This window comes from Streptomyces virginiae, from assembly GCF_040638905.1.
GTDB lineage: Bacteria > Actinomycetota > Actinomycetes > Streptomycetales > Streptomycetaceae > Streptomyces > Streptomyces virginiae_B.
In genome coordinates this window covers 39,905-57,649 of sequence record NZ_JBEZYV010000016.1, presented here as the reverse complement: position 1 = coordinate 57,649, position 17,745 = coordinate 39,905, and the positions used below count along the sequence as shown (strand labels likewise).

At 73.1% G+C, this 17,745-nt stretch carries 12 protein-coding genes; 11 read left to right on the top strand and 1 reads right to left on the bottom strand.

The window, feature by feature from the left end; all coding sequences use genetic code 11:
* Positions 1-3: 3 nt before the first annotated feature.
* Entirely contained in the window at positions 4-2,007 is a 2,004-nt protein-coding gene (locus AB0F82_RS22320; protein WP_362630476.1) for a UvrD-helicase domain-containing protein, read from the top strand.
* A 253-nt stretch (positions 2,008-2,260) separates the two neighbouring features.
* On the opposite strand, the gene AB0F82_RS22315 is transcribed toward AB0F82_RS22320, so the two are convergent.
* Positions 2,261-3,082 carry a helix-turn-helix domain-containing protein gene (locus AB0F82_RS22315; protein ID WP_362630473.1) on the bottom strand — a complete coding sequence of 274 codons (822 nt, stop codon included), beginning with the start codon at positions 3,080-3,082 and terminating at the stop codon, positions 2,261-2,263.
* 142 nt (positions 3,083-3,224) lie between these two features.
* On the opposite strand from AB0F82_RS22315, the gene AB0F82_RS22310 reads away from it, so the two are divergent.
* From AB0F82_RS22310 to AB0F82_RS22265, 10 genes are all read left to right on the top strand, one after another.
* Positions 3,225-3,959 (top strand): SDR family oxidoreductase, encoded by a 735-nt coding sequence (locus AB0F82_RS22310; protein WP_362630470.1) that lies wholly within the window; start codon positions 3,225-3,227, stop codon positions 3,957-3,959.
* Positions 3,956-4,432, top strand: a complete 477-nt coding sequence (locus AB0F82_RS22305) for a nuclear transport factor 2 family protein (RefSeq protein ID WP_362630467.1) — start codon at positions 3,956-3,958, stop codon at positions 4,430-4,432. The genes AB0F82_RS22310 and AB0F82_RS22305 overlap by 4 nt, the downstream gene beginning before the upstream one ends.
* A gap of 75 nt (positions 4,433-4,507) precedes the next feature.
* Positions 4,508-5,008, top strand: a complete 501-nt coding sequence (locus tag AB0F82_RS22300) for a hypothetical protein (RefSeq protein WP_362630464.1) — start codon at positions 4,508-4,510, stop codon at positions 5,006-5,008.
* Between the two features lie 104 nt (positions 5,009-5,112).
* The gene (ddaH, locus tag AB0F82_RS22295; protein ID WP_362630461.1) at positions 5,113-5,961 is read left to right on the top strand and encodes a dimethylargininase; all 849 of its coding nucleotides are present in this window, start codon (positions 5,113-5,115) and stop codon (positions 5,959-5,961) included.
* A gap of 534 nt (positions 5,962-6,495) precedes the next feature.
* Complete coding sequence (locus AB0F82_RS22290; protein ID WP_356811705.1) at positions 6,496-7,035, top strand: toxin-antitoxin system HicB family antitoxin; 540 nt, start codon at positions 6,496-6,498, stop codon at positions 7,033-7,035.
* 136 nt (positions 7,036-7,171) lie between these two features.
* The gene (locus AB0F82_RS22285; protein WP_356811706.1) at positions 7,172-8,020 is read left to right on the top strand and encodes a DUF4097 family beta strand repeat-containing protein; all 849 of its coding nucleotides are present in this window, start codon (positions 7,172-7,174) and stop codon (positions 8,018-8,020) included.
* Between the two features lie 45 nt (positions 8,021-8,065).
* Positions 8,066-9,079, top strand: a complete 1,014-nt coding sequence (locus AB0F82_RS22280) for an ATP-binding cassette domain-containing protein (RefSeq protein ID WP_362630456.1) — start codon at positions 8,066-8,068, stop codon at positions 9,077-9,079.
* On the top strand, positions 9,076-9,873 hold the full coding sequence (locus tag AB0F82_RS22275; RefSeq protein ID WP_030650717.1) for an ABC transporter permease: 798 nt from the start codon (positions 9,076-9,078) through the stop codon (positions 9,871-9,873). Before AB0F82_RS22280 ends, AB0F82_RS22275 begins: the two co-directional genes overlap by 4 nt.
* 347 nt (positions 9,874-10,220) lie before the next feature.
* Positions 10,221-11,015 (top strand): thioesterase II family protein, encoded by a 795-nt coding sequence (locus AB0F82_RS22270; RefSeq protein WP_362630452.1) that lies wholly within the window; start codon positions 10,221-10,223, stop codon positions 11,013-11,015.
* Positions 11,016-11,192: 177 nt separating this feature from the next.
* Positions 11,193-17,744 carry an amino acid adenylation domain-containing protein gene (locus AB0F82_RS22265; protein WP_362630449.1) on the top strand — a complete coding sequence of 2,184 codons (6,552 nt, stop codon included), beginning with the start codon at positions 11,193-11,195 and terminating at the stop codon, positions 17,742-17,744.
* Position 17,745 lies beyond the last annotated feature (1 nt).

Sequence of the window (17,745 nt, the reverse complement as noted above, 5' to 3'; positions counted from 1 at the left end):
GGCATGCGCGAGGTGCGGAGGCAGGAGCGGTTGCTGCGGGAGCAGTGGGAGGCCGCGCGGAGGCAGGTTCGGCAGTGGGGCGGGGTCGGGGACGGGGAGCGGCGGGTTCTCGCGCAGCTGTTGGTGTTGACCGTGCGGGGCTGGCGGTTGCTCGTCGGCCGTGACCGGAGCGGGAACGCGAGCGGGAACGTGCTGTTGGTCGGGCCCGGAGGGGTGTTCGTCGTCGGCGTCGGGGAGGCGGACGCCGTTCGGGACGAGGACGCGGCCGGGCTGCTCGCCGCCACGAAGGTCGCCGAGAGCGCGGTGGCGTCGCTCGGGATGTCGCCGGTGGCGGTCCAGCCGGTCATGGTGCTGGCCGGGCAGAGCCTCGACCGGGGGCTCGGGCGGATACGGCTGCTGGGGGAGCAGCAGGTCGGGCCCGTGCTGCTGGCGCAGCCGCGGCGGCTGCGGGCGGAGTCCGTCCGGGCGATCGCGGATCACCTGGAGAGGGTCCTCCCCGGCTGTGAAGGGCTCGTGCTCGAACAGGGTGCGGCGCCGGATACCACCCGACAGGACTCCCCCGACGGGCTGTTCGATCTGGACGGGCTGCGCGAGGCGGCCCTGGAGGGGGCGCGGCGGACGCCGATCGAGCAGTGGATGACCTTCCTCCACCCCGATCAGGTGGCACTGGTGCGCCGCAACTGGTCGGGCCCGGCGCGCATCAGCGGGCCGGCGGGGACCGGCAAGACGGTCGTAGCCCTGCACCGTGCGGCCCATCTGGCCCGGCGTACGACGGGCCGCATCCTGTACGTCACCTTCGCCAACAACCTGCCCCGCGTGCAGAGCACCTTCCTGCGGACCATGGCTCCCGCCGTCGCCGACCGGGTGGACTTCCGCAGCCTGCACTCATGGGCCCAGGAGTTCCTGCAGGAGCGCGGCGTACCGGTGCGGCTGAACGGGGACAAGGCCGAGACCGCCTTCAGCCTGGCGTGGAAGAACCTCGGCCGCGGGAGCCGGCTGGCCCAGATCGACCCGGGTCCGGCCTACTGGCGGGAAGAGATCGACTACGTCATCAAGGGGCGCGGCCTCACGCGCTTCGAGGAGTACGCGGTCGTCGTCAGGAAGCGGCGCAAGGCGGGCCTTCACCGTACGCAGCGGCAGTCGGTGTGGGAGCTGTACGAGGAGTACGAGGCACGGCGTCACGAGCGTGGCGTCCACGACTTCAACGACGTGCTCTCGCTCGCCCTTGGCGAGGTGTCCCGAGAGACCGAAGAGAGGGGCGGGCCCCCGTACGCGGCCGTCGTCGTGGACGAGGTCCAGGACCTCACGCTCGTCGGGGTGCGCCTGCTGCACGCGCTCGTCGGCGACGCGCCCAACGGTCTGCTGCTGGTCGGCGACGGCCAGCAGACCGTGTACCCGGGCGGCTTCCGCCTCACCGACGCGGGCATCGACATCCGCGGCGACCGCGGGCAGGTGCTGCGCACCAACTACCGCAACAGCAGGCAGATCCTGGACGCGGCCCTCGCGGTCGTGGCCGACGACGCGTTCGAGGACATCGACGGGGAACCCACGCCGGGCCGCCGCGACGTCGACCTCACGTACCACGACGGGAACGTCGTGCGGGTCGCCGAGCCCACGGTGGACGCCCACGACCGGGAGCTGGTGGGTGCTTTGAAGGCCCTGCCCGACGGCGCGCTCGCCGACACCGCCCTGCTGTGCGCCTCCAAGTGGGCCCTCGGCCACTACCAGCGGCTGCTGGCCCGGGCCGAGATCCCGGTGTGCCAGCTCGAGCAGTACGACGGCAACCCCGTCGACGCCGTCAAGCTGGGCACCTATCGCCGGGCGAAGGGGCTGGAGTTCAAGAACGTCTTCCTGCCCCGGTACGACGCCGAGTCCGCGGTCGGGACGCCGGGGACGGACACGGCGCGCGAGCGTGCGGAACTCCGGCGCAGCCAGCTCTTCGTGGCCATGACCCGGGCCCGTGACCTGCTGTGGCTCGGCAGCGTCGCCGACCCGCCGGCGCGGTGATCCCCGTGTGATCGTTCCGGCGCGGGCCGGCTGTGGCTGCGGGCATGCTCGGACCGGGCCCTCTCCTTCACAACTTCCGCCGCCCGAAGGACGGATGGTCGTCGGTGGAGACGACGGGCCGGCCCGGCGGCCGGCGCACGAGCTCCAGGACGTGCACCGGGAACGGGTGCCCCTCGTGCTGCCCGGACTGACAGACCGCCGTGCGGCCGTACCGGACCTGCGGTACGGCCGCACGCGGCGCTCGGACCTGGAGTCACTGGAGAGCGCGGGCGCCGAGCAGGGTGAGGGCTTCGGCCGTCGGGGTGCCGGGGGCGGCCTCGTAGACGATGAGCTGCTGGCCCGGGGCGGCGCGGACGTCGAAGGACTGGTACGTCAGGGTCAGGGGGCCGGCCACCGGGTGGTGGAGGTGCTTGGCGTCCCGGGTCTTGGCCAGGACGTCGTGGGTGGTCCACAGGCGGGCGAAGTCCGGGCTGTGCGTGGTGAGGGTACGGACGAGGTCGCGCAGGCGGGGGTCGTCCGGGGCGATGCCGGAGGCCTCGCGGAGGTGGCCGGCCGTGGCCCGGGACGCGGAGGCCCAGTCCGCGTAGAAGCGGCGGCCCGCCGGATCGAGGAAGACCATGCGGGCCAGGTTGTCCGCCGGCGCGAACGGCGCATGCAGGGCCAGGGCGCAGTCGTTGGCCGCCAGGACGTCCAGGGCGGCGTTGACGACGAACGCCGGGAAGGCGGGGAAGCCGTCGAGGAGTCGGCGCAAGGCCGGGTCGACCAGGTCGGTGGCCGGGCGCTCGGCCGGCGGTGAGCCGGCCAGGCGGTGCAGGTGGGCGTGGGCGTCGGGGCGCAGCCGCAGGGCGCGGGCGAGCGCGTGGAGGACCTGCGGGGAGGGGTGGCGCTCGCGGCCCTGCTCCAGGCGGGCGTAGTAGTCGACGTTGACGTCGGCCAGGACGGCGACCTCCTCGCGGCGCAGGCCGGCGACCCTGCGCACGCCGTGGCTCGCCATGCCGACGTCCTGCGGCCGCAGGGCCGCCCTGCGCGCGCGGAGGAACTCTCCGAGGGCCCTGTCCGTCGTGGTCGTGGTCATGGCCACAGGTTAGGCCGCGGGGCTGCGCCGTGCCTGGGTGTGCCGCACCCGGGCAACTCGCGCCCTGGCCGGCCGTCTTCGGCGCGCGAAGACTCGGTCGGGCAGGACGGACCTGCGCCCGTGGTCGAGGAGTAGGGCAGGCATGAGGAACGAACCCAAGGTCGTGGCAATCACCGGGGCGAGCAGCGGGATCGGGGAGGCGACCGCACGGCGGCTCGCCGCCGACGGGCATCGGCTGCTGCTCGGGGCGCGGCGCGCGGAGCGGCTGGAGGCGCTGTGCAAGGAGATCGGCGCGGCGGGCGGGACCGCGGCGTTCCGGCGGCTCGACGTCACGGACGCCGGGGACGTACGCGGCTTCGTGGCCGCGGCGGGCGAGCGGTACGGGCGGCTGGACGTGGTGGTCAACAACGCCGGCGTGATGCCGCTGTCGCCACTGGACGCGCTGGAGGTCGAGGAGTGGGACCGGATGATCGACGTGAACGTACGGGGAGTGCTGTACGGGATCGCCGCCGCGCTGCCCGTGATGCGCGCCCAGGGTGCCGGGCACATCGTGAACATCGCCTCCGTGGGTGCCTATGAGGTCTCGCCCACCGCCGCCGTGTACTGCGCCACCAAGTTCGCCGTACGGGCGATCTCCGCAGGGCTGCGGCAGGAGTCCGGAGGGGGCCTCCGGGTCACCCTCGTCTCCCCGGGGGTGACCGAGTCGGAACTCGCCGACGGAATCTCTGACCCTGCGGCTAGGGAGGCCATGAAGGCCTACCGCGCGGTGGCGCTGCCGGCCTCCGCCGTCGCGGACGCCATCGCGTACGCGGTGTCCCAGCCGCCGGAGGTCGATGTCAACGAGCTCGTCGTGCGTCCTGTCGCGAGCGTCCGATGACCGCCCCGGGAGACTGCGACGGCCCGGTCCGGCGGCTGCGCGTGCTGGAGGACAAGGAAGCGCTGCGGGGGCTGCTGGTCCGGGGGTGGCGGGCGCTGGACCGCAAGGACTGGCGGACCTGGATCGAGTGCTGGGCCGAGGACGCGGTGCTGGAGTTCGGTCCGTGGGGGGAGATACGAGGCAGGGAGGCGATCCGGGCGAAGGTGGAGGAGGCGGAGGCGCCCTTCCCGAGCATGCAGCACCACATCCTCAACACGCACTTCGAGGTGGACGGGGACCGGGCGGCCGGCGTCGGCTACATGTGGTTCGTCGCCGTCACGGGCGAGGCGGCGAGGTCCGCGCCGTACTCCATGGGAGGCCCGTACGACTGGGAGTTCCGCAGGGGCCCGGACGGCGGCTGGCGTCTGACCCGCCAGCGGCTCGGCGTCTGGTGGAGCGCGGGGGAGGACTCCGGTCCGGAGGCCTTCCGGTAGGTCAGGCGTGTCGATCTCGTGGCTCGGGCGAGCCCGACAATGGTTCCCCAAGCACAAGAGAGCAGGTAACCGTTGATGCATGCGCACTCCTACCCGCCCGCCGACGACCCGCTGTTCGGGACCGTCACCGTCGAACTCGACCACGAGGCGGGGACCCTCGCCGTGCACGGCGAGGGGATACCGCGGGTCGAGATGAGGCGGACGGGCGCCGCGGCGGCGGAGAGCCATGTGCCGATCGGGACCCGGGACCCCGAACGCCTGGCGATGGAGGTCGGGGGAGCGGAGGTGGAGCTGCGGCCCTCCAAGGGGTTCCTGACCCGCACGTCCTACCGGGTCGACGTCGGCGACCACCGGTTCGTTCCGGTCTCGCTCGACGGCAGCCGGCTGTCGCGCGACGGTGCGGTACTCGGGATGTTCATCTCGACCGGGGACGGGCGGGTGACCGCCGAGTGGGGGGACGTGCAGCCGGAGGGGTACGACGCGGCCGTCGGGTACGCGCTTGCCGCGGCGTTCGGGACCGGCGCCGAGCCGGCATGGAAGCTCACCCTGGACGCCGTACTGGAGGCCATGCCCTGAAACCGGAAATTGGCCACCTGTTCACCCGCTCCTATTGAGTGCGGCGGCGGCGCGGATATCGTGGCACGAGGTATCCGTGAACCGACTCCGCATCGAGGGAAACCATGAGCCAATCAGGGCGAACGGCAAGGCCGCGGCATTATCTGATGTGCCGTCCGCACTATTTCGACGTTCGGTATTCGATCAATCCGTGGATGGACCCCACGAAGCCCACGGTGACGGAAACCAGCCTTTCCCAGTGGAAGCGGCTGCACGACCTGTTCGTCGAGCTCGGGCACCGGATCGACCTGATCGAGCCGGTGCCCGACCTGCCGGACATGGTGTTCGCGGCCAACGGGGCGACCGTGCTGGACGGGCGGGTGCTGGTCGCCCGCTTCCGGCACGACTACCGGGCCGGGGAGTCGCCGGCGTACCTGGACTGGTTCGCGGAGCGGGGGTGGGGCGAGGTCCGGCAGGCGGCGTACGTGAACGAGGGCGAGGGCGACTTCCTGCTCGTCGGCGACACCCTCCTGGCGGGCAGCGGGTTCCGCAGCGACCCGCGCTCGCAGCGGGAGGCGCAGGAGTTCTTCGGGCGGCAGGTCCTCGGGCTGACGCTGGTCGACCCGCGGTTCTACCACCTCGACACCGCGCTCTCGGTCCTTGACCGCGACGAGGTCATGTACTACCCGGCGGCCTTCTCCCCGGAGAGCCGCGAGGTGCTCGCCGACCGGTTCCCCGACGCGGTCCTGGCCGAGGAGGCCGACGCGGTGGCGTTCGGGCTGAACGCCGTCTCCGACGGCCTGCACGTGGTGCTGCCCGAGCAGGCGCGGGGGCTGGCCGCCCAGCTCGCCGAGCGCGGGTTCGAGCCGATCGGCGTCGACCTGTCCGAGCTGCTCAAGGCCGGCGGCAGCGCCAAGTGCTGCACGCTGGAACTGCGTCCGGCACCGGCCGCCGACCGACCTGGCCGGTCGTAACCGCCGCTTTGCGCTCGCCACCCTATCCGCTTCCCGGGTGCGCTTTCAGTGGCGCGGGGCTCTCGACACCGCCTCCGCCCGCATTCGGCCGGCGAAATGCACGGAACCGCCGCGGGGCCGTCCTGTCGACAGGACGACCCCGCGGTCACATTTCGGAGGCGCCGTGAATGCTTATGCGTTCCGGCGGATGATTGGGAATGTGCCCCCGCGGAATTCCCGTGCCGCGATCCCGCGTGCCGCGCGCCGGAGCGAGCCGGTCCGCCTCTTCCGGGTCTGTTCGGACACGGCCCGGCCCGGCCCCGGCCCGGCCCCTGCCCTGCCCGGCCCGGCCCGGGCACGGCCGCGGCCGCGGCCCCGCTGGTTCCGCGGTGGCACCCGGAGGCTCCGGCCTGCCGGCATCAGTCGAGTAGTGGCGCCACTTGGCTCAGCTTGGCTCCCTAGTGGCACACGCTCTGACCTGCATCTTTATAAATGGCGGCATATCTGGCGCCAGATTGGCTCGCCATGGCGCCATGTGTGTGTCATGCTGGGGACATGGACCTCAGCCCCTATGTCGCAAGTCTTCGCCGCGAGCTCGCGGTGGCCGCCGAAGCGGGCGGCGAAGAAGCCCGCGCTCTCGCCGAGCGGCTCACCGCCCCGCTAGAGTCGGCAGCCAGGCTCACCCTCCTGACCGCCCTGTCGGACGCCATGGGCGAGGTCACCCGGGAGCTCGCTCCCGGTTCGGTCGACGTGAGGCTGCGGGGGCTCGAACCCGAGTTCGTCGTGACCGCCCCGCCGAAGGAAGAGCCCTTCGAGGCGGGCGGCTTCGACGAAGCGCCCGCCGCCGCCCTGCCCGCCGTGCCGCTCGCGCCGGAAGGGGAGGACAGCAGCACCGCACGCATCAACCTCCGACTCCCCGGCCACGTCAAGACGCGGGCCGAACAGGCGGCGGCGCGTGAGGGGCTCTCCCTCAACGCCTGGCTCGTCAGGGCGGTTTCGGGCGCCCTGGAGACCGGCGGCGCCCGGCCGGCGGCCGAGACGCAGGCGCCCCGGCGCGGCAGCGGCAGGCGGAGCTTCACCGGCTGGGTGAGCTAGGGCGCACCGGGCGACCCGGTGCCGCAGGGGCGGCACCGGGGCACACGACACCGGCGTACGGGAGCCCACCACTCCTGCGCCGTCTTCACGTCCCCGGAGCGGGGGCGACCACCAGACCCACGAGGACGGGACAGCCATGCCTTCTTACGCGACCGAGGGACCCATCACCGCGACCATCCACGTCGAGGTCGGAGTCGCCCGCATCAGCGCCACGGACCGCACCGACACCGTGGTCGAGATCCACCCGCGCACCGCCGGGGACAAGGACGACCAGCGCGCCGCCGAGGAGACGAAGGTCGACTTCACCGACGGCAACCTGACGATCCGCACCCCGAAGGCGCGCGGCCTCTTCAGCGCCCGCGGTTCGGTCACCGTCGACGTCGCCCTGCCCGAGGGCTCGCGCCTGCTCGGCACCCTGGAGATGGGCGACATCACCTGCAAGGGAACGCTGGGGGAGTGCGAGGTCCGCACCAGCGCCGGCTACATCCGCCTCGACCAGGCCGGCCCGGTCAGGCTCAAGACCCAGCACGGCGACATCCAGCTGGACTCGGCGGCCGGCGACGTCGACATCACCACCGGCTCGGGCGAGGTCCGGGTCCGCGCGATCGGCGGCGACGCCGACATCAAGAACTCCAACGGCAACACGTGGCTGGACGACGTGGCGGGCGATCTGCGACTGAAGGTCGCCAATGGAAACATCACCGTGGGCCGGGCGCAAGGGTCCGTGTCGTCAAAGAGCTCGAACGGCAACGTACGCATCGAGGAAGTGGCGCGCGGCACCGTCGAGCTCCAGACTAAAGCCGGCAACCTCGAAGTCGGGATCCGCCAGGGGACTGCCGCCTGGCTCGACATCAACTCCCAGTCCGGGACGGTCTACAGCACCCTCGGATCCGCCGAAGGCCCCACCGAGGGCGCGGAGACCGTCAAGGTGCACGCGAGGACCAGCCTCGGTGACATCACCATCCAGCGTGCGCACGGCGCCTGACGTCAGAGCTCTGCCTCGCAACAGCTACGAAATGGAGGGGGCACGATGAGTGCCGCGACCGAACAGATGGCCCCGCCCAGGGGAATCAGCGCAGTCGGCCTGCGCAAGTCGTACGGCGAGAAGCTCGTACTCGACGGGATTGACCTGCACGTGCAGGCGGGCACGATCTTCGCGCTCCTCGGTCCGAACGGTGCGGGGAAGACCACCACCGTCCAGATCCTCTCGACGCTCATCTCCGCCGACGGCGGCGAGGCGACCGTCGTGGGGCACTCGCTGGACCGGGACGCGGACGCCATTCGTGCCAAGATCGGTGTCACCGGACAGTTCGCGGCGGTGGACGGGCTGCTGACCGCCGAGGAGAACATGCTCCTCATGGCGGACCTGCACCACCTCGACCGCGCGGAGGGCAAGCGCCGCACCGCCGAATTACTCCGGCAGTTCGAACTCACCGAGGTCGCCGGGAAGATGGCCTCCACCTTCTCCGGAGGCATGCGCCGCAAGCTCGACCTGGCGATGACCCTCGTCGGCAACCCCAGCCTGATCTTCCTCGACGAGCCGACCACCGGCCTCGACCCGCGCAGCCGCCGCACCATGTGGCACCTGATCCAGCAGCTCACCGCCCAGGGCGTGACCATCTTCCTCACCACGCAGTACCTGGAGGAGGCCGACCAGCTCGCCGACCGGATCGCCGTCCTCGACAAGGGCAAGATCGTCGCCGAGGGCACCGCGGACGAGCTCAAGCGCCGGATCCCCGGCGGCCACATCCGCCTCCAGTTCTCCGACGTGCTCAGCCTGGACGCCGCCGCCCGCCGCCTCGCCCTGGGCCCCGGCGCCCGCGACGAGGAGAAGCTCACCCTGCAGATCCCCAGCGACGGCAGCATCCCGGCGCTGCGCTCCGTACTCGACCTGCTGGAGAGCGCCGGAGTCGAGGCGGACGCGCTGACCGTCCACACACCCGACCTGGACGACGTCTTCCTCGCCCTCACCGGCGACGGCTCCCGCCACCACGCCACCACCGTTCCCAGCCCCGCCGACGCGGTGAAGGAGGCCCGGCGATGAGCACGACGTACGCGATGCGCGACTCGATGACGATGCTGCGCCGCAACCTCAAGCACGCCCAGCGCTACCCCTCGATGACGATCTCGATCGTCGCGATGCCGATCCTGATGCTCCTGCTGTTCGTCTACGTCTTCGGCGGCGCGCTCGGCGCCGGCATCGAACTGCCGGGCGGCGGCACGGGCGATCGCGGCGACTACACCAACTTCGTCGCCCCCGGCATCCTCCTGATGGCGGCCACCGCCGGCGCCGTCTCGACCGCCGTCTCCGTCTGCACCGACATGACCGAAGGCATCATCAACCGCTTCCGGACCATGTCGATCTCGAAGTCCTCCGTGCTGACGGGGCACGTCGTCGGCAACGTCATCCAGACCATGATCAGCCTGGTTCTCGTCATCGGCGTCGCGCTCCTGGTCGGCTTCCGGCCCAACGCCACCTTCGTCGAGTGGCTCGCCGCCCTCGGCATCCTCGCCCTGCTCGCCTTCGGCCTCAGCTGGCTCTCCGCGGCCATCGGCCTGGGCTCCAGCAGCGTCGAGGCGGCGAGCAACGCCCCCATGCCGCTGACCTTCCTGCCCTTCCTCGGCAGCGCGATCGTCCCGCCGGAGTCCATGCCGGTCGGCCTGCGCTGGTTCGCCGAGTACCAGCCCTTCACCCCGATGACCGACACCCTGCGGGGCCTGCTCATGGGCACGGAGATCGGCAACAGTGGCTGGCTCGCGCTGGGTTGGGGCGTCGTCCTCAGCCTCCTCGGCTTCCTGTGGGCCCGCTCGGCCTTCAAGCGCGAGGCGAAGATCTAGGGATCCGCTGCACCCGCCGAAACGTGAACGGGGCCGCCCGGCCGAAGGCCGGGCGGCCCCGTTCTTCGTGCCGGCTGTCCCGTCGACGGGACAGCCGGCACGGACAACGGGACGCGATGGCCGAAAACGCAAGCGGTAATAGCTCAGCAGTACCGCCGCGGCAGAGCTGTACCGGCATTCCTTGCCTCGCCCATGGGCCACTCCTACGATCAATCCGGAAGGGCGGGGAAACGAATTCACGGCTGATCCGGTCCGGCCCCCTGTGCCATTGAATCCGGCACCGCATTCCGCATTTTCGTTTCCCTCTCCGTGCTTCCCGCTTCCGTCCGACGAAACACAGAGGGGCCATGGTCATGCACACCCGCAGCCACGCAACGGAAACCGCCGCCGGACTGGTCGTCGAAAGCCCCTTCATATGGCGGGCCAGACGGCCCGGACACCGTCACCAACTGGTCTGCTTCCCCCAGGCGGGAGGCGGCGCCGGCGCCTTCGGCGACTGGGTGCACCAGCTCCCCGCCGACATCGAGGTCGTCGCCGTCCAGCTGCCCGGCCGGCAGAACCGGATCCTGGAGGACCCCGCCACCGAGGTCGGCCCGCTCGTACGGACGCTGGCGCAGGCCCTGCGGCCCGTACTGGACGGGCCCTTCTCCTTCTTCGGCCACTCCTGCGGGGCCCTGCTGGCCTTCGAGCTGGCCCTGGCCCTCCAGGCCCGCGGCGGCCCCCGCCCGGCCCACCTCTTCCTCTCCGGCCAGGCCTCGCCCGTGCCCTTCCGCGACCGCCCCCAGCTGCACGGTCTCTCCGACGAGGAGTTCCGGGCCGAGGTGCTGCGGCTCGGCGGCTTCGACGAGGAGCTCGCCGAGGACGAGGACGCCATGGAGGCCCTGCTGCCGCCCGTCATGGACGACTTCACGCTCTGGGAGCAGCACGCCATGCCCGTCGACGCCCGCCTGGACGTCCCCATCACCGCCCTCGTCGGCGCGTCCGACAGCAGGGCTCCTCGCGGCGAGATGGAGACCTGGGGCGCCCACACGGACACCGCGTTCGACCTGCGCGTCTACCCCAGCGGGCATTTCTATCTCTTCGAGCCCGGACTGAGCTCCGAGCTGCTCGAATTCATCGCCGGAACGGTTCTGGACTCATAAGCTCCCGATGGGCAGTGCCTGTATGGCAGCTTTTTCGGGTTGCCGCGCCACCGGCCCGGCTGCGCTTAATTGAGAAATCAAACCCACGAGATCCCGGTCTTCATGTCCAACCATTGGGGGATGGTCGCTTTGTGCTCGTTCCATGACGCGGCGGTGCCGGTGGCGACGATTCCTGAAATGTTCGAGAAGCAGGTCGTCGCCTCACCGGACGCCGTCGCCCTCGTCTTCGGCGAGACGTCGCTGACCTACCGCGAACTCGACGCCCGGGCCAACCGCCTGGCCCGTTTCCTGGTGGCGCGCGGCGTCGGGCCCGAAACGGTCGTGGGCGTGGCCCTGCGGCGCTCGCCGCAGCTGTGGACCGCCGTCCTCGCGGTCCTCAAGGCGGGCGGCGCCTACCTCCCCATGGACGCCGCGTACCCGGCCGAGCGCCTGCGCTACATGGCGCAGGACTCCGGCGCCCGCCTGGTCCTGGCGGACACGCCGACCGGCGGCGAACTGCCCGAACTGCCCGCCCCCGTACTGCTGCTGGACACCCAGGAAACCCTCACGGCGGTCTCCCGCGAGGCCGCCGGGCCGCTCACCGACACCGACCGGATCCGCCCGCAGCGCGTCGCGCAGACCGCGTACGTCATCTACACGTCGGGCTCCACCGGCCGGCCCAAGGGCGTCGCCGTCACCCACAACGGCCTCGCCCCGCTGCTCGCCACGCACGTCGAACAGCTCAAGGCGGGGCCCACGAGCCGCGTGCTCCAGTTCGCCTCGCCGAGCTTCGACGCCTCGGTGTGGGAGATGTGCATGGGCCTGCTCTCCGGGGCCGCCTTCGTGCTCGCCGGCAAGGAGGAGCTGGCCCCCGGCGACCCGCTGGCCGCCACCGTCGCCCGGTACGGCGTGACCCACGTGACGCTGCCGCCCCCGGTGCTCGCCGCGGTCCCGGCCGGCACGCTGGCCGGCGTCGAGACCCTGGTCGTCGCCGGAGACGCCACCACCCCCGAGCTGGTCGCCACCTGGTCGGCCGGCCGCCGCATGATCAACGCCTACGGGCCCACCGAGACCACCGTGTGCGCCACCATGAGCGCGCCCCTCGCCGGTGACGGCCGCGTACCGCCCATCGGAGGCCCGATCACCGACACCGGCGTGCACGTCCTCGACGACGGACTGCGCCCGGTGGACGCCGGGGTGATCGGCGAACTGTACGTGTCGGGCGCCTCGCTGGCCCGCGGCTACCTCGGCCGCCCCGACCTGACCGCGCAGCGCTTCGTGGCCTGCCCCTTCGGCGGGCCCGGCGCGCGGATGTACCGCACCGGCGACCTCGTCGAACGGACCCCCGACGGCACCCTCGTCTTCCACGGCCGCGCCGACACCCAGGTCAAGATCCGCGGCATCCGGATCGAACCCCTGGAGATCGAGGCGGTCCTCAGCGCCCACCCCGGCGTCACCGACGCCGCGGTCCTCCCCCACGAGCAGGCCGGCGGCCGCAGGCTGGTGGCGTACGTCGTCCCCGCCGCCTCCGGCCGCCCCGGCCACGGGCGCCCGCAGGGCAGCGGCTACGGAAGCATCGCCCTCGACTCCGGCTTCGGCGCCGGTGAGCTGCGCGCGTACGCCGGCCGCCACCTGCCCGACCACATGGTCCCCGCGGCCTTCGTCCTGCTGGACCGGCTGCCCCTGACGCCGAACGGCAAGCTCGACAAGGCCCGCCTGCCGGAGCCGGAGTTCAAGGCAGGCACCTACCGGGCCCCGCGCACCCCGCAGGAGGAGATCCTCGCCGAGCTGTACGCGAAGGCCCTCGGCCTCGGCCAGGTCGGCATCGACGACGACTTCTTCACCCTCGGCGGCGACAGCATCCAGTCGCTCCAGGTCGTGTCCTGGGCGCGGGCCCGCGGCCTGGTGGTCACCGCCCGCCAGGCCGTCGAGCACCGCACCGTCGCGCGCCTCGCCGAGATCGCCGCCGCGAACGGGCGGGGCGACGCCACCGGGACCGTCCTGGAGGAGCTCGACGGCGGCGGCACGGGCTGGATGCCCCTGCTGCCCGTGGCCCGCTGGATCCGCGACTGGGGCCCCGGCTTCGACCGCTTCCTCCAGGCGATGGTGCTGGAACTGCCCGAGGACATCGACGCGGCCGGCCTGGCCGCCACTCTCACGGCCGTCTTGGACCGCCACGACCTGCTGCGCTCCCGCCTGGTCCCCGCGCACGACGGTGACGCCGGCACCGACGGTCTGCTGGTCGCCCCCGCCGGCTCCGTGACCGCGGACCCGCTGCTGCGCCGCGTCGCGTGCGACGGCCGCTGGGACGACGCGTCCTGGCGCACCCTCCTCCTCCGTGAACTGGACGAGGCCGCCGCCCGGCTCGACCCGGCCGCGGGCGTGGTCGCCCAGTTCGTCTGGTTCGACCCGGCCTCCGGCGAGGGCGGCCCGGGGCGGCTGCTGCTCGCCCTGCACCACCTGGTCGTGGACGGCGTGTCCTGGCGCATCCTGATGCCCGACCTCGCCTCCGCCTGGCAGCAGGTCCGCGCCGGCCGCCCACCCGAACTGCCCCCCGTCGCCACGTCCATGCGCCGCTGGGCGCACGCGCTCGCCGACGAGGCGCAGCGCCCCGGGCGGGTCGCGGAGCTCGACCTGTGGCGGTCGGTCGTCGAAGGCCCCGACCCGCTGCTCGGCGCCCGCCGTCTGGACCCGGCCGTCGACGTACGGGCCCGCGTGCACACCACGCGCGTACAGCTTCCCGCGTCCGTCACCGAGGCCCTGCTGACCGACCTGCCCGCGGCGTTCCGCGGCGGCGTCAACGACGGGCTGCTGGCGGCGCTGGCCCTGGCCCTCGCGCAGTGGCGGCGCACCCGGTCCGTCGACGAGACCTCCGCACTGATCCGCCTCGAAGGACACGGCCGCGAGGAGGCCGCCGCGCCCGGCGCGAGCCTCGCCCGTACCCTGGGCTGGTTCACGACCGCCTTCCCGGTACGCCTCGACCTCGCCGGGGTGGACCTCGACGAGGCCTTCGCGGGCGGGCCGGCCGCCGGCCTGGCCGTCAAGAAGGTCAAGGAACAGCTCCTGGCCCTCCCCGACAAGGGCATCGGCTACGGTCTGCTGCGCCACCTCAACCCGCGGACCGCCGCCGTCCTGGAGCAACACCCCGTCGGCCAGGTCGGCTTCAACTACCTGGGCCGTTTCTCGTCGGACGCCGACATGCCCGCCCAGCTGCGCGGACTGGGCTTCACCCGGGCGCCCGAGGCGGCGGCGATCGCCGAACTGGCCGAACTCGACGCCGCCCAGGACCCGCGGATGCCGGCCTCCGCCGAGCTGGACGTCAACGCCTCCGTCGACGACCGGCCCGCCGGACCCGTGCTGAACGCCGTGTTCAGCGCCCCCGAGGGGGTGCTCGGCCCGGCCGAGGTACGGGAGATCGCCGACCTGTGGCGCGCCGCCCTGGAGGGACTCGCCCGGCATGTCGCCGAGCCGGGCGCGGGCGGGCTCACCCCCTCGGACCTGCCGCTGGTGACGGCGAGCCAGCACGACATCGACGGCTGGGAGCGGCGCTTCCCCGGCCTGACGGACGTCTGGCCCACCACCGCCCTCCAGTCGGGCCTGCTCTTCCACTCGGTCTTCGAGGACTCCTCCTTCGACGCCTACCAGGTGCAGTACGCACTGCACCTGTCGGGGCAGGTCGACCCGGCCCGGCTGCGCGCGGCCGGCCAGTCGCTGCTCGACCGGCACGCCGGCCTGCGGACCGCCTTCGTGCACAACGCGTACGGGGACCTCGTCCAGCTCGTCCTCGACACCGTCACCCTGCCCTGGCAGGAGCTCGACCTGTCCGCCCTGGACGAGGCGGAGCGCACGGACGCCTTCGAACGGTTCCTCGCGCAGGACCTGACCACGCACTTCGACCAGGTCGCGCCGCCGATGCTGCGGATGACCCTCGTGCGGACCGGCGCGCGGACCCACGAACTCGTCCTCACCGCCCACCACGTGCTGTTCGACGGCTGGTCGGTGCCCCTGCTCATGCAGGACCTGCTCACCTTCTACGGATCGGCCGGCCGGGCCACCGGGCTGGAACCGGCCCGGAACCACCGGGACTTCCTCGCCTGGCTCGCCCGCCAGGACCGCGAGGAGTCCGCACGGGTCTGGCGCGAGGAGCTCAGCGGCGTGGGGGAGCCGACGCTGCTCGCCCCGCTGCTCCCCGCGCCGGAGGCCGCCCCCGCCGGCGGATCCCCGGAACCGGCCGAGGACATCGCCATGCGGCAGGCGGAGGTGCCGCTGCCCGTGGAGGCCTCCCGAGACCTCCAGCGGCGCGCGGCGGACCTGGGCGTCACCCTGAACACGGTGGTCCAGGGCGCCTGGGCGATGTTGCTGGCCCAGCTCACCGGCCGCCAGGACGTGGTCTTCGCGTCCACCGTCGCCGGCCGGCCGCCCGCCCTGCCCGGTGTGGACTCCACGGTCGGCATGTTCCTCAACACCCTCCCGGTACGAGTGCGGTGCGCGCCCGCGGACACGGTCGCCGAGCTGCTCACCGCGCTCCAGGGCCGGCAGGCCGCGCTCATGGACCACCACCACGTCGGCCTCGGCGAGATCCAGCAGGCAGCCGGCGTCGACTCCCTCTTCGACACGATCATCGGCTTCGAGTCCTTCCCCATGGACCGGGCCGGCATCGTCGAGGCCAGCCGGCTGGCCGGGATCTCGATCACCGGCATCCGCTCCTTCACCGCCAGCCACTACCCGGTGACGGTGCTCGCCTTCATCGAGCCCGACCGGCTGCGCCTGGCGGTGCAGTACCGGCGCACCGTGCTCGACCCGGCCGCGGCCGAGTCCCTCGCCGTACGCTTCGGGATGGTCCTGCGGCAGGTGGCCGAGGACACCTCCCGCCGGGTGGGCACCGTGGAGGTGCTGGAGCCCGCCGAGCGCGACCGGCTCCTGCACGGCCCCGCCACGACGGGAGCGCCCGAGGACGACACGGCCGCCGGGGCGGATACGACGGTCCCCGCGCTCTTCGAGCGCCGCGCCGCCGACACCCCCGACGCCGTGGCGGTGGCCGACGGCGGGCGGTCCCTGACCTACCGGGAGCTCGACGAGCGGGCGAACCGGCTCGCGAAGGCCCTGACCGGGCGCGGGGCCCGCCCGGAGACCCCGGTCGCCGTGGCCCTGCCCCGGTCGGCGGAGCTGGTCGTCGCGCTGCTCGGCGTACTGAAGTCCGGGGCCGCGTTCCTCCCTCTCGACCCGCGGCACCCGGGCGAGCGCCTCGCGCGGGTCCTGGCCGACGCGCGGCCGCTGCTGGTACTCACCGACGCGGACACGGCGGCCGCCCTGCCGGACACCGGCGTCCCCGTCCTCACTCCGCAGGACGCGGGCACCGGTGACAGCGGACCCGCCCCTGCAGCGTCCCTCCCGCGGGCCGGCTCGCTCGCGTACCTCTCGTACGCCTGCGGGAGTTCGGGCGGGCCGACGGGTGTGGAGACCACCCACGGCAACCTCACCGGCCGGGTGCCCGGGCTGCTCGCGCGGCTCGGCCCCGCGGCGGGCCGGCGCCTGCTGTTGGGCGCCGACTCCGACACCGCGCTGCCCGTCGCGGAGATCGTCGCCGCGCTCTGCGCGGGCGGCGGTGTCGAAGTGCTCCCCGACGGCGCGGCGGCCACGGGCGGGGTGCTCACCACGACCCCCTCCGCCTGCGCCGACCTGCTCGACGAAGCCGTCGACGACATCGCCGCGGACACCCTCCTGCTCTCGGGCGAGCCGCTCCCGGCCATGCTGGCGCTGCGGGCGGCCGCAGCGGCCCCCGGCGCCCGCCTGGTCAACGTCCACGGGCATCCCGAGACCGGCCCCGCCACCGCGTACTCACCGCCGGACGGCGAGCAGCCGCCCGGGACCGGGACCGTGCCCGCGGGGACGCCGCTGGCCGGAGTACGCGCATACGTCCTCGGCGCGGGCCTGGCCCCCGTACCGCACGGCGCGGTCGGGGAGCTGTACCTCGCGGGCGGCGCTCCGGCCCGCGGCTACCGGGGCCATGGCGCCCTGACCGCCCAGCGGTTCGTCGCCGACCCCTTCGGGCCGCCCGGATCGCGGATGTTCCGCACCGGCGACCTGGTCCGCCGGAACGCCGACGACCAGGTGGAGCTCCTCGGCCGCACCGGTACGGAGGCGGCCGTCCGCGGCACGCGGATCACCCCGGCCGAGGTCGAGGCCGTCCTCACCGGGCACCCCGGAGTGGAGCAGGCCGTCGTCGTCGTCCGCGGGGGCCACGGACCCGGCGGGACCGCCCAGTCGGTGGGCTACGTCGTGCCCCCCGACGGCTACGGCGTGCCCGACCCCGCGGCCCACGCCGACCGGGTACGGGCCCACGCGGCACGGGAGCTGCCCGCGGCCCTGGTCCCGGCGGTCGTCGTGTCGCTGGAGCGGCTGCCGCTGACGCCCGACGGCGGGACGGACCGGGCGGCACTGCCCGAGCCGGAACCGCCCGCCCGCCCCTACCGGGCGCCGCGCACCCCGCAGGAGGCGGCCCTCTGCGAGCTGCTGGCGGAGGTGCTCGGCGCCGAACGGGTGGGCATGAACGACGACTTCTTCGAACTGGGAGGCAACTCCCTGCTGGCGACGCGGCTCACCAGCCGCATCCGGAAGGTGCTCGGGGTGAGCGTGCCCCTGCGGTCGATCTTCGAGTCCCACGCAATTTCAGAACTTTCGCGCACGGTCAAGAACGCAGGCACGTCGAGCCGGCCTCGACTGCGCAAGATGGACAGGAGTGGACAGTAAA

What these genes read in the sequence shown, in the direction of transcription:
- AB0F82_RS22280 (WP_362630456.1), top strand. Translation starts at nt 8,066, where the DNA reads ATGAGTGCCGCGACCGAACAGATGGCCCCGCCCAGGGGAATCAGCGCA.
- AB0F82_RS22290 (WP_356811705.1), top strand. Translation starts at nt 6,496, where the DNA reads ATGGACCTCAGCCCCTATGTCGCAAGTCTTCGCCGCGAGCTCGCGGTG.
- AB0F82_RS22310 (WP_362630470.1), top strand. Translation starts at nt 3,225, where the DNA reads ATGAGGAACGAACCCAAGGTCGTGGCAATCACCGGGGCGAGCAGCGGG.
- AB0F82_RS22275 (WP_030650717.1), top strand. Translation starts at nt 9,076, where the DNA reads ATGAGCACGACGTACGCGATGCGCGACTCGATGACGATGCTGCGCCGC.
- AB0F82_RS22300 (WP_362630464.1), top strand. Translation starts at nt 4,508, where the DNA reads ATGCATGCGCACTCCTACCCGCCCGCCGACGACCCGCTGTTCGGGACC.
- AB0F82_RS22305 (WP_362630467.1), top strand. Translation starts at nt 3,956, where the DNA reads ATGACCGCCCCGGGAGACTGCGACGGCCCGGTCCGGCGGCTGCGCGTG.
- AB0F82_RS22285 (WP_356811706.1), top strand. Translation starts at nt 7,172, where the DNA reads ATGCCTTCTTACGCGACCGAGGGACCCATCACCGCGACCATCCACGTC.
- AB0F82_RS22320 (WP_362630476.1), top strand. Translation starts at nt 4, where the DNA reads ATGCGCGAGGTGCGGAGGCAGGAGCGGTTGCTGCGGGAGCAGTGGGAG.
- AB0F82_RS22270 (WP_362630452.1), top strand. Translation starts at nt 10,221, where the DNA reads ATGGTCATGCACACCCGCAGCCACGCAACGGAAACCGCCGCCGGACTG.
- AB0F82_RS22265 (WP_362630449.1), top strand. Translation starts at nt 11,193, where the DNA reads ATGTTCGAGAAGCAGGTCGTCGCCTCACCGGACGCCGTCGCCCTCGTC.
- AB0F82_RS22315 (WP_362630473.1), bottom strand. Translation starts at nt 3,082, where the DNA reads ATGACCACGACCACGACGGACAGGGCCCTCGGAGAGTTCCTCCGCGCG.
- ddaH (WP_362630461.1), top strand. Translation starts at nt 5,113, where the DNA reads ATGAGCCAATCAGGGCGAACGGCAAGGCCGCGGCATTATCTGATGTGC.